Source organism: Kingella negevensis, assembly GCF_030177895.1.
Lineage (GTDB): Bacteria > Pseudomonadota > Gammaproteobacteria > Burkholderiales > Neisseriaceae > Kingella_C > Kingella_C negevensis.
Map to the genome: position 1 here is coordinate 1,505,422 of NZ_CP123448.1, position 12,073 is coordinate 1,517,494.

General features: G+C 45.6%; 8 protein-coding genes and 2 rRNA genes. 5 read left to right on the forward strand and 5 right to left on the reverse strand.

Going from position 1 to position 12,073, the window contains the following annotated elements; translation table 11 throughout:
• Positions 1–105 precede the first annotated feature (105 nt).
• The 4 genes from QEO93_RS08300 to tsf all read left to right on the forward strand — a co-directional run bounded on the left by QEO93_RS08300 (position 106) and on the right by tsf (position 5,143).
• Positions 106–2,989 (forward strand): 23S ribosomal RNA (locus QEO93_RS08300).
• Between the two features lie 118 nt (positions 2,990–3,107).
• A 5S ribosomal RNA gene (gene rrf / locus QEO93_RS08305) occupies positions 3,108–3,219 on the forward strand.
• A gap of 254 nt (positions 3,220–3,473) precedes the next feature.
• Positions 3,474–4,202, forward strand: a complete 729-nt coding sequence (gene rpsB, locus QEO93_RS08310) for a 30S ribosomal protein S2 (RefSeq protein WP_085815388.1) — start codon at positions 3,474–3,476, stop codon at positions 4,200–4,202.
• Between the two features lie 86 nt (positions 4,203–4,288).
• Complete coding sequence (tsf, locus tag QEO93_RS08315) at positions 4,289–5,143, forward strand: translation elongation factor Ts (protein WP_032136406.1); 855 nt, start codon at positions 4,289–4,291, stop codon at positions 5,141–5,143.
• A gap of 159 nt (positions 5,144–5,302) precedes the next feature.
• Here tsf and dprA read toward each other — a convergent pair whose 3' ends face one another.
• The 5 genes from dprA to ffh all read right to left on the reverse strand — a co-directional run bounded on the left by dprA (position 5,303) and on the right by ffh (position 11,742).
• Positions 5,303–6,454 (reverse strand): DNA-processing protein DprA, encoded by a 1,152-nt coding sequence (gene dprA, locus QEO93_RS08320; RefSeq protein ID WP_085815389.1) that lies wholly within the window; start codon positions 6,452–6,454, stop codon positions 5,303–5,305.
• Positions 6,451–9,486, reverse strand: a complete 3,036-nt coding sequence (locus tag QEO93_RS08325; RefSeq protein ID WP_032136389.1) for a tetratricopeptide repeat protein — start codon at positions 9,484–9,486, stop codon at positions 6,451–6,453. Before QEO93_RS08325 ends, dprA begins: the two co-directional genes overlap by 4 nt.
• 244 nt (positions 9,487–9,730) lie before the next feature.
• Entirely contained in the window at positions 9,731–9,874 is a 144-nt protein-coding gene (locus QEO93_RS08330) for an energy transducer TonB (protein ID WP_157686228.1), read from the reverse strand.
• Entirely contained in the window at positions 9,875–10,252 is a 378-nt protein-coding gene (locus QEO93_RS08335) for a hypothetical protein (protein ID WP_032136390.1), read from the reverse strand.
• Between the two features lie 125 nt (positions 10,253–10,377).
• Positions 10,378–11,742 (reverse strand): signal recognition particle protein, encoded by a 1,365-nt coding sequence (ffh, locus tag QEO93_RS08340; protein WP_032136407.1) that lies wholly within the window; start codon positions 11,740–11,742, stop codon positions 10,378–10,380.
• A 106-nt stretch (positions 11,743–11,848) separates the two neighbouring features.
• Between ffh and QEO93_RS08345 the strand changes: the two genes are divergently transcribed.
• A complete protein-coding gene (locus QEO93_RS08345) occupies positions 11,849–11,980 on the forward strand; it encodes a hypothetical protein (protein WP_280642234.1) in 132 nt (43 codons plus the stop codon).
• Positions 11,981–12,073 lie beyond the last annotated feature (93 nt).

Here is a 12,073-nt window from a genome sequence, read left to right on the forward strand (position 1 = left end):
AGGTTAGTACACAACAAGCAGTAAGCTTTATCAAAGTAGAGAATCTAAGTTAGTCATGTAGTCAACGCACTGATTAACAAAGTCAGAAGGTTCTTCAAATGATAGAGTCAAGTGAATAAGTGCATCAGGTGGATGCCTTGGCGATGATAGGCGAAGAAGGACGTGTAAGCCTGCGAAAAGCACGGAGAAGCTGGCAAAAAAGCAATGATACCGTGATATCCGAATGGGGAAACCCACTGAGTAATCAGTATCCTAGTCTGAATACATAGGGCTAGAGAAGCGAACCTGGAGAACTGAACCATCTAAGTACCCAGAGGAAAAGAAATCAACCGAGATTCCGCAAGTAGTGGCGAGCGAACGCGGAAAAGCCTGTATATGATAGTTGTTGAGATAGAAGAAGGAATTGGAAACTTCCGCCATAGTGGGTGATAGCCCCGTATTTGAAATCTCAATGATGGTACTAAGTATACAAAAAGTAGGGCGGGACACGTGAAATCCTGTCTGAATATGGGGGGACCATCCTCCAAGGCTAAATACTCATCATCGACCGATAGTGAACCAGTACCGTGAGGGAAAGGCGAAAAGAACCCCGGGAGGGGAGTGAAATAGAACCTGAAACCTGATGCATACATACAGTGGGAGCATCTTTGTGGTGTGACTGCGTACCTTTTGTATAATGGGTCAACGACTTACATTCAGTAGCGAGCTTAACCGAGTAGGGGAGGCGTAGGGAAACCGAGTCTTAATAGGGCGACTAGTTGCTGGGTGTAGACCCGAAACCGAGTGATCTATCCATGGCCAGGATGAAGGTGCCGTAACAGGTACTGGAGGTCCGAACCCACGCATGTTGCAAAATGCGGGGATGAGCTGTGGATAGGGGTGAAAGGCTAAACAAACTCGGAGATAGCTGGTTCTCCCCGAAAACTATTTAGGTAGTGCCTCGAGATATGAGACTGATGGGGGTAAAGCACTGTTATGGCTAGGGGGTTATTGCAACTTACCAACCCATGGCAAACTAAGAATACCATCAAGTTGCTCCTCGGGAGACAGACATCGGGTGCTAACGTCCGGTGTCAAGAGGGAAACAACCCAGACCGCCAGCTAAGGTCCCAAATGATAGATTAAGTGGTAAACGAAGTGGGAAGGCACAGACAGCCAGGATGTTGGCTTAGAAGCAGCCATCATTTAAAGAAAGCGTAATAGCTCACTGGTCGAGTCTTCCTGCGCGGAAGATGTAACGGGGCTCAAATCTATAACCGAAGCTGCGGATGCGGTAATGCATGGTAGGGGAGCATTCTGTAAGCCTGCGAAGGTGACTTGTAAAGGTTGCTGGAGGTATCAGAAGTGCGAATGTTGACATGAGTAGCGATAAAGCGGGTGAAAAGCCCGCTCGCCGAAAGCCCAAGGTTTCCTACGCAACGTTCATCGGCGTAGGGTGAGTCGGTCCCTAAGGCAAGGCAGAGATGCGTAGTCGATGGGAAACAGGTTAATATTCCTGTACTTGATTCAAATGCGATGTGGGGACGGAGAAGGTTATGCTATCAATCTGTTGGATTAGATTGTTTAAGCAGGTAGGTAGAGGAAGTAGGTAAATCCGCTTCTTTAATACCGAGATGTGATGACGAGTGTCTACGGACATGAAGTAGTAAATACCACGCTTCCAGGAAAAGCCACTAAGCTTCAGTTTGAATTGAACCGTACCGCAAACCGACACAGGTGGGCAGGATGAGAATTCTAAGGCGCTTGAGAGAACTCGGGAGAAGGAACTCGGCAAATTGATACCGTAACTTCGGGAGAAGGTATGCCCTCTAAGGTGAAGGATTTACTCCGTAAGCCCCTGAGGGTCGCAGAGAATCGGTGGCTGCGACTGTTTATTAAAAACACAGCACTCTGCTAACACGAAAGTGGACGTATAGAGTGTGACGCCTGCCCGGTGCTGGAAGGTTAATTGAAGATGTGCAAGCATCGGATCGAAGCCCCAGTAAACGGCGGCCGTAACTATAACGGTCCTAAGGTAGCGAAATTCCTTGTCGGGTAAGTTCCGACCCGCACGAATGGCGTAACGATGGCCACACTGTCTCCTCCCGAGACTCAGCGAAGTTGAAATGGTTGTGAAGATGCAATCTCCCCGCTGCTAGACGGAAAGACCCCGTGAACCTTTACTGTAGCTTTGCATTGGACTTTGAAGTCACTTGTGTAGGATAGGTGGGAGGCTTTGAAGCAGAGACGCTAGTCTCTGTGGAGCCGTCCTTGAAATACCACCCTGGTGACTTTGAGGTTCTAACCCAGACCCGTTATCCGGGTCGGGGACCGTGCATGGTAGGCAGTTTGACTGGGGCGGTCTCCTCCCAAAGAGTAACGGAGGAGTTCGAAGGTTACCTAGGTCCGGTCGGAAATCGGACTGATAGTGCAATGGCAAAAGGTAGCTTAACTGCGAGACCGACAAGTCGAGCAGGTGCGAAAGCAGGACATAGTGATCCGGTGGTTCTGAATGGAAGGGCCATCGCTCAACGGATAAAAGGTACTCCGGGGATAACAGGCTGATTCCGCCCAAGAGTCCATATCGACGGCGGAGTTTGGCACCTCGATGTCGGCTCATCACATCCTGGGGCTGTAGTCGGTCCCAAGGGTATGGCTGTTCGCCATTTAAAGTGGTACGTGAGCTGGGTTTAAAACGTCGTGAGACAGTTTGGTCCCTATCTGCAGTGGGCGTTGGAAGTTTGAAGGGGGCTGCTCCTAGTACGAGAGGACCGGAGTGGACGAACCTCTGGTGTACCGGTTGTTTCGCCAGAAGCATAGCCGGGTAGCTAAGTTCGGAAGAGATAAGCGCTGAAAGCATCTAAGCGCGAAACTCGCCCAAAGATGAGACTTCCCTTGCGGTTTAACCGCACTAAAGAGTCGTTCTAGACCAGGACGTTGATAGGTTAGGTGTGGAAGAGTGGTAACACTTGAAGCTAACTAATACTAATTGCTCGTGAGGCTTGACTCTATCATTTGAAGAACTTTAAAATAAAACCTTTTAAAGTATCAAATATAAAGCTTACTGATAAATACAGTTCATCACCTAATAGTTGATTAAATAACGGCTTACCAATTTACAGTTTTTGTTTGGCGACCATAGCGGTTTGGTCCCACTCCTTCCCATTTCGAACAGGACAGTGAAACAAACCAGCGCCGATGATAGTATAGTCCCTATGCGAAAGTAGGTCATCGCCAAACTATTTATTCTAAACCCTCTGCTAGTTATTAGTAGAGGGTTTTATCTATCTATAAAAAGTATCAATAGAAAAATAAATGAAATAGATTGTTGTATAGAAAAGAAAAAAATAATATAATTTTAAAGTTTTCTTTTCGAAAATATTCATTGCAACGCAGAGCATATTTCGCGTTAAGGGTGTTTTTAGGAAATCTAAAAATTCTTGCAGAAATATGTATGCTTTTAACCCTTAATTTTTACTTTTTAGGATATTTCAATGTCTTCACAAGTTACTATGCGCCAAATGATTGAAGCTGGCGTGCACTTCGGTCACCAAACCCGTTACTGGAACCCAAAAATGGAACAATACATTTTTGGTGCGCGTAACAAAATTCACATCATCAATTTGGAAAAAACTGTTCCATTGTTCCAAGAAGCACAAGAAGTGGTTCGCCGTTTAGTTGCTAATAAAGGCACAGTATTGTTCGTAGGTACAAAACGCCAAGCTCGCGACATCATCAAAGAAGAAGCGACTCGTGCAGGTATGCCTTACGTTGACCACCGTTGGTTGGGCGGTATGCTGACTAACTACAAAACAGTAAAACAATCTATCAAACGTTTGGAAGAAAAATCTGCTGTTTTGGCAAATGGCGAAGCGAGCGGTTACAATAAAAAAGAATTGTTGGACATGACTCGCGAAGTGGAAAAATTGGAACGCTCTTTGGGCGGTATCAAAGACATGAAAGGCTTGCCAGATGCAATTTTCGTGATTGACACAGGCTACCAACACGGTACTTTGGTTGAAGCAGCTAAATTGGGTATTCCAGTTATCGCTGTGGTAGATACCAACAATAGTCCAGACGGCGTGAAACACGTTATCCCAGGTAACGATGACTCTGCTAAAGCAATCCGTTTGTACTGCCGTGGTATCGCAGACGCAGTTTTAGAAGGCAAAAACCAAGCTGTAGCGGAAACCGTAGCTGCTGCTCAAGCTGCTGCTGAATAATACGTCTTTGTATTTCAGGCTGCCTGAATAAACATTTTCAGGCAGCTTGTTTTGAATATATCTTATTGAATTGTTTGGAGAACAATATGGCAGAAATTACTGCAAAAATGGTTGCTGACTTGCGTGCGGCTACTGGCTTGGGCATGATGGAATGCAAAAAAGCATTGGTAGAAGCTGAAGGTAACTTTGACAAAGCTGAAGAAATCTTGCGTATCAAATCTGGTGCAAAAGCGGGTAAATTGGCTGGTCGTACCGCTGCTGAAGGCGTGTTGGCATTTGCGATTGAAGGCAATGTAGGCGCGTTAGTAGAAGTAAACTGTGAAACTGACTTCGTTGCTAAAGACGCTGGTTTCGTAGCATTTGCAAACTCTGTGGCTAAAACTGCTGCAGCTAAAAAACCTGCAACTGTTGAAGAATTGAGTGCATTGGTTGAAGAAGAACGCAAAGCTGTTATCGCTAAATTGGGCGAAAACATGTCTGTTCGCCGCTTCCAAGTAATCGATACAGCTAACAGCTTGGTTGCTTACATCCACGGTGCTTTGGCTACTGAAGGCGTGTTGGTAGAGTACAAAGGTTCTGAAGAAGTTGCTCGCAAAGTAGGTATGCACATCGTTGCTGCGAAACCACAATGCGTACGCGAAGAAGAAGTAGATGCTGAATTGGTTGAAAAAGAACGCCACATCTACACTGAACAAGCAATTGCTTCTGGCAAACCTGCTGAAATTGCTGCAAAAATGGTTGAAGGTCGTATCCGCAAATTCTTGGCTGAAGTTACATTGAACGGTCAAGCATTTGTGATGAACCCAGACCAAACAGTTGCTCAATTTGCTAAAGAAAACGGTACTGAAATCGTGAACTTTGTACGCTACAAAGTAGGCGATGGTATCGAGAAAAAAGAAGTGGATTACGCTGCTGAAGTAGCTGCTGCTGCTAAAGTTTAATTCACAATATGAAAAGCAGCCTGAAAATATTTTCAGGCTGCTTTTTTTGCGGTTATGTATAGTTGATTAAAATGAAAATGAGACAAGGCGACAACGCCCGCCGTGTGCGCGTGGCACATAAGTGCGTTGGCAACGCGGTATCATTGAGATTTTAATCAACTAAATTCGTTGGTATCGCCCACCAGCCACACTTGCCACCCAACCTTCCAATTCCCATTCCGTCAGCAAAGCGTAAATATCACTAGCAGATAATTCACTCTGCTGTGCCAACGTATCGGGATGAATTGGGCCATAGCCCATTTGCTGCAAGAGTGGATGCGTCTTTTCAGGCTGCGATAATGCAGCCTGAATCATCAAATCATCTTTCACCGTCAAAGGTGTAACTGAAGTTTTCAGGCTGCCTGAAAATTGTGGATAAGCAGGATTGTGAATCACATGTCCCAACTCACTCAAAATATCATCTAAACATTCCACCAATTTCGCACCTTCTTTAATCAGTTTATGACAACCTTTGGCGTGCGGATTATCAATCGACCCTGGAACAGCCATCACATCGCGCCCCATATCCGCCGCTTGTCGGGCCGTAATGAGTGAACCGCTTTCCAATGCAGCTTCTACCACCAACACCGCTTGGCTTTGCGCTGCAATAATGCGATTACGGCGCGGAAAATTGCCAGCAAGCGGACGTGTTCCCAACGGAAATTCTGAAATTACCAAACCTTGTTCCGCAATTTGTCGCGCTAACTTTTGGTTGGACGCAGGATAAATGCGGTCAATCCCCGTTCCCCAAACAGCAATCGTGCTGCCTGAACCATTCAATGCGCCTGTGTGCGCCGCCGTATCAATCCCAGCAGCCATGCCAGAAATTACCGTAATCCCGTGTTCACTCAACGCCTTGCCAAAATCATGCGCGATTCGCATGGCTTGCGGTGTTGCGTGGCGGCTGCCGACAATGCCCACCGATGTGTTTTGCAACAAAGCCGCATTACCGCGCAAAAACAGCACGGGCGACGCAGTTATCCCTTCCGCCAACATTTCAGGATAATCATCATCACACGCAAACATCAAACGACAGCCATCTTGTTCTTCCCAAGTCAAAGCCGCTTCCGTGGCTTGTTTTGCCAATGAAGTATCGTGCCACGAAGCCGCCGCTTGTTTTGCGTGTTTACCCAGTTGCGCGATTTGGTCGGCAGGTGTGGATAACGCGGCCTGTGGATTGCCGTAAGTTTGCAGCAAAGTATTAAAAGTTTCTGCACCAATATACGGAGTGAAAGCCAGTTGCAACCATGCGTAGCGTTCTAAATCGGTCATGCTGCACCTTTATGGTTGGCGACAAACTGCTCCCAGTTTGCAGAAGTTTTCAGCAGCCCCAATGCCACCAGTTGCTCGCTGTTTTGATACAAAACACTTTTGTCTAATTGCGATAAATCCATGTGTTCCGCTTCAATGGTTTGATACATATCTACATAACGTTGATACATCGCGCCACCACGGCCATGTTCTTTGCGTTTGGTTTCATCAACCGCTTTGGCTTGAAAATCGCCCAGCATTTTAAAATGAAGATACACGCTAGACACATTAGCGATTTTAATCGGCGTAGATTGGTGAGTAGAGCGCAAAAATTTAAAGCCTTTTTTGTATTTAAACACGCCTGTTTTGATGAACGAAATGGGCGAAATATTGAAATGGGTAAAAATGCCACCGCTTGGGAACGTGTAAGGGCAAGTCATTTGCTGATAAAAATGGTAGTTATTGTAAAAATACGGCGCAGTTGCCAACATACTATTGCCTGATTGGTAAGCCAGTTGCTGTTCCAAATTTTTCGGATACATATCCAGCATATACGAACCCATGCCTTCCATTTTTTCCTGTTCCAAATATTGGATAATATAAGGTAGCGCGTGGGTTTCTGAATGCGGATAAACCAGCAATTCATCAATATCAGGCTGGATACACCATTGACCGTCCGCCAAATATTTCTCCATTAAGCAGTTAATCCAAGCCATGCCAAAGCCAGCCGCCCTGAAGCTATCTTTCGTCCAGAAAACATAGCAATCTTTCTGCTTCAGCAAATATTCCAAACTGCCGTCCGTAGAACCATTGTCCACAAAAATAAAATGCGTGATGCCCAGTTTGCGATAATGGTTCAAGAAATCAGGCAAGCGCAACATTTCATTACGCGCTAACGCAAACAACGGCAAATCATATTTATTCAACTGCAATTTTTTCAGGCTGCGATACAACAATTCATTGCCCTTAGGCAACAATTCAGGGAAATGCTCTTTCGTGATAATTTCCTGCCACAGTTTCCATTCCAATTCCAGATTTTGTTGCTTGTGCGCTTCCCAAGCATACAAACGCAAATATTGCGAAGACGCATGCTGATGTGGCAACTGTCCAATTAATTTCAACGCTTCCACATTTTTGCCAAACTTAACATACAAACGAATCAAGTTCAAACGAATACGTTGATTAAACGGCTGCTGCTGCGCCAAAGACTCCATTAAACGCAACATTTTTTCAGGCTGGTGCGGACTATCCACATCATCAAACGCAATATGCACCGTCGCATGATTGATGTAATTCAGCGCAATGTCCCAATCAAAAGGGAACTGCTGATGCAAGTCAGCCAGCTTCTCAATCCACGCCAAATTTCCCTGTTTTGCCCGAACAATATCCGCCCAAATCAACTGATTTTTAGCCGATAGTGGCGAAGCGATATAGTTTTCAAAAACCGTAACCGCCTCATCAATTTCATTCTGCGCCAAATGCTCGCGCACCAAATTTTGGGCAATTGGCTCACTGCGTGGGAATTTCAGTAAACCATGTTGCAAAACCGAAATCGCCTTAGCGTGTTGCAACGATTTAGAATGCACATCAGCCAAGCCCATAATCGGCATAAACTCATTTGGGAACTGTTTTACCAAATCCACGAAATAATCTTCCGCTTCCCTCATTTGCCCTTGCGCCAATAACGCATAACCTACGCTGCGATAAAACGGCAAATGATTAGGGAACAATTCAGTCGCCCGTTTGCTCACGCGCAACGCCGTTTGCCAATCATTTTTCACCGTCATTATGTTAATCAGCCCACTCATATAATGGAAATCCTGTGGGAAGTTCACTTTCAACGACAAAAATACAGACTGCGCTTGCGTATATTGTGCTAACTGCGTATGCGCCTGCCCTTGCCACCAATAGCCTTGATACATTTTAGGAAAGCGATGTTGGAACGACTGACTCAACCCAACCACAGTCTGCCAATCCTGCACATGCTGCGCGATGTTCACTACGCCTTCATAGCCCTGATGCGCGTCAGGAAAATTTTGCTGCAACTGCGTGAAAAATGACAAAGCCTGTTCATAGCGATACAAACGAATACACGCCTGCCCTTGCCACCAATAACCCTGCCACATATTCGGGAATTTCGCTGTAAAATCACTTGCAGCTTGAAAAGCCAATTCATCATTATTTTGATGTTTCGCTAAGTCCACCATGCCCTGCCAGCCTTGCGACTGTTTGGGGAACTGCTTTTGCAACGTTTCAAATTCCGCACGCGCAATGTCATACTGATAACACTCTTTTTGCGACAAACCCAGCCACCAATAGCCTTGCCACATTTTTGGGAAACGCTGCTTAAACGCTTCCGCTCGTTTCGCCATCAATACCCAATCGCATTGCTCTTTCGCCAGCAACACCAATTCTTCCCACACCTTAGACAAGTTAGGGCGTTTTTCAACCAATTCCGAAAAGTAACGCTCCGCGTCCGCCAAACGTCCCAAATTTTTCGCTGCTACGCCAAACCAAAACAGCGATTGCCACATATCAGGAAAATGTTGTTGGAATACGCGCGTGCGGTTTTCCATTTCTTGCCAATTTTGCTGAACTTCTGCCACGTTTACCAAGCCCTCAATCCCCTGATATTTTTCAGGGAAACGTTCAATCAATTGCAGAAACCAATAATCCGCCTGCTCAAACTGTTGCAAATTTTTATAAGCATGCCCCAGCCACCAACAACCCTCCCAATGCTCAGGGAATTTTTGTTGATACTGCAGCGCATATTCCACGCTTTTTTGCCAATCTTTCAAGTCGCGCGCAATATTGCTCAAGCCGTCCAAACCCTCAGGCGCGTTTGGAAAGTGTTGGCACAACCATTCAAATTTTTCAGCAGCTTGTTCGTGCTGTTTCGTGTGGCGTAATGCTTGTCCCCATGCCGCATAAAATTGAATTTTGTCTGCGTCTGGCAAATCATCAAAAGTTTCTAAAACCGCAGGCACAGCAGCAAGGCAATCTTGCCATTTTTGGTTTGCGTAAGATTGAGAGAATTGTTCAAAAGTATTCATAGCTAATTCTTTGGTTTGGTCTGTAAATAGTTGAATTATAGCAGATTGATAAAACGGTTTTTAGGCCGCAACGGTTGGCTTATTCAAGCAGGATTTAAACCAAACAAAAAGCAGCCTGAAAAATCTTTCAGGCTGCCTAAAATTTATGCAATTTAATAAAATAGATTATTTTCAAATAGATAAATCACTTATCCACAAAAGATACACACGTTCTACAAAGAAACAAAGGATATTTTCAGGCTACCTAATTTTCCAAACCAAAATTAAACCGCTGCTGCCCAATATAATAAACCGCTTTCCCACGATAAGAAGCCACCGCATACCGCGAAGCCATCGCCGCCTGTTTCGCCGCAGAATCCAAAAGCTGATGTCGGCTAGAATTCGCCACTTACGCCGCCAACGGTTTCCCCTCTTTATCCACGACCACATTCAACAGCACAACACCTTCCGCGCTATCTTCAAGAGCAGACTTTGGATAAGACGGTGCAATAGGGCGTTCCGTTGCGTGATTGAAATCCAGCTTCACCGTTTTCGGCAGCGTGAACACAAGCAACACCTCTTGCGAACTTTCAACCGCCTGACAACGCTGCTGAGAATCGCATTGTTGTGCCGCTTTCACACGCTTCGGCAAAGGATAGCTTTGCGCTAATTTGCCCAATTCAGGCGAACTTTCCTCGCCCCAAACTACTTTGGACACATTGCCCTGTTTATCCACAAGCAAACGCACCTGAACAATCCCGTCCTGAAAATTCGGTGCATCTTGCACAATTCAGATCGTTTCAGGCTGCAAAATCCGTTCCGCATGCGCCATATTCAATACCGCACACATCATCACAATTCCTTGAAAAAAAGCAGCCTGAAAAACCTTTCAGGCTGCGTTTACACAACAAGCTACATACCAGGGAACATTCCTTTCATTCCCTTCGCCATACGCATCAATTTAGCCATACCCTTACCGCTAAACATCTTCATCATTTGCTGCGACTGCTCAAACTGTTTCAACATCTTATTCACTTCCTGCACCGTAACCCCAGCCCCAGCCGCAATACGTTTTTTACGGCTTGCCTTGATAATCGCAGGGTTTGCACGCTCTTTCGGCGTCATTGAATTGATAATCGCCTCAACATGCCCCATCGCCTTTTCCGCCGTACCCTCAGGAATCTGTTTAGACAACTGTCCCAATTCACCAGGCATTTTAGACAACAAATTCTCAAAGCCGCCCATATTACGCATTTGCTGGATTTGCGCCTTAAAGTCGTTCAAATCAAAGCCCTTGCCCTTGTGTAACTTGCTTGCCATTTCCTTGGCTAAGTCTTCATCAATCCCTTTCTGTACATCTTCCAGCAATGTAATCACATCGCCCATACCCAAAATGCGGCTCGCAATACGGTCAGGATAGAACGGCTCTAAACCATTGATTTTTTCGCCAATACCAATAAATTTAATCGGTTTACCCGTTACTTGGCGCACAGACAACGCCGCACCGCCGCGCGAATCACCGTCCATTTTCGTCAGCACAACGCCCGTCAAAGCCAACGCTTCATCAAACGCTTTTGCCGTGTTCACCGCATCTTGACCCAACATCGCGTCCACCACAAACAGCGTTTCCACAGGCTTAATCGCCACATGAATTGCACGGATTTCCGCCATCATTTCCGCGTCAATCGCCAAACGACCAGCCGTGTCCACCATCAACACATCATAAAAATGCTTACGTGCATAATCTTGCGCCGCGCGCGCAATTTCCACAGGATTTTGAGACACGTCAGACGGGAAGAAATCCACTTTCACTTGTTCCGCCAACAATTTCAACTGCTCAATCGCAGCAGGGCGATACACGTCCGTAGACACCACCAAGATTTTTTTCTTCGGCTCTTGTTCCTTGATTAAACGTGCCAATTTACCTACCGTTGTGGTTTTACCCGCACCTTGCAAACCTGCCATCAATACCGTAGCAGGTGGCGTTGCAGCCAAGTTCAAGCCCGTGTTTTCTTTGCCCATCAGCTCAACCAACGCTTCGTTCACAATGCCAAAGAATGCTTGGTCTGGCGTTAAATCATTGGCGAACTCGTGTCCCAACGCGCGTTCTTTCACTTGGTTTACAAAGTCTTTCACAATCGGCAAAGCCACGTCTGCTTCCAACAACGCCAAACGCACTTCGCGTAAGGCTTCTTTGATGTTTTCTTCTGTTAAAGTGGATTGCCCACGGATATTTTTGAATACTTTGCCAAATCGTTGGGTTAAATTGTCTAACATAATGTTCTCTTTAAATAAAAGGGTTTTCAGGCAGCCTGAAAAGCGAAAATCAGAAAAATGGCGCATTTTATCATAGATATAGTGGTTTTCAGGCTGCAAATATATTGTGTTGAGTTTTACGTTTGAACGTGGCGTTGTGCCGCCACACTCACGCTTTAAATTACTGCAACGTAACAGTTTCAGGCTGCATGAACGTGAATTATCGGCTTGGAAAGCCGACCTACAGCAGAGTTTTTAGATTTTGCAATCAGCTTATTTCTGTCTTCATTGTGCATAATACCCAGCTTGTCCACAAAACTATCCACAGAAAACGAAAATTTATACCCAACCA

Coding starts and splice junctions, on each gene's coding strand:
- rpsB (WP_085815388.1), top strand. CDS start 3,474: ATGTCTTCACAAGTTACTATGCGCCAAATGATTGAAGCTGGCGTGCAC.
- tsf (WP_032136406.1), top strand. CDS start 4,289: ATGGCAGAAATTACTGCAAAAATGGTTGCTGACTTGCGTGCGGCTACT.
- dprA (WP_085815389.1), bottom strand. CDS start 6,454: ATGACCGATTTAGAACGCTACGCATGGTTGCAACTGGCTTTCACTCCG.
- QEO93_RS08325 (WP_032136389.1), bottom strand. CDS start 9,486: ATGAATACTTTTGAACAATTCTCTCAATCTTACGCAAACCAAAAATGG.
- ffh (WP_032136407.1), bottom strand. CDS start 11,742: ATGTTAGACAATTTAACCCAACGATTTGGCAAAGTATTCAAAAATATC.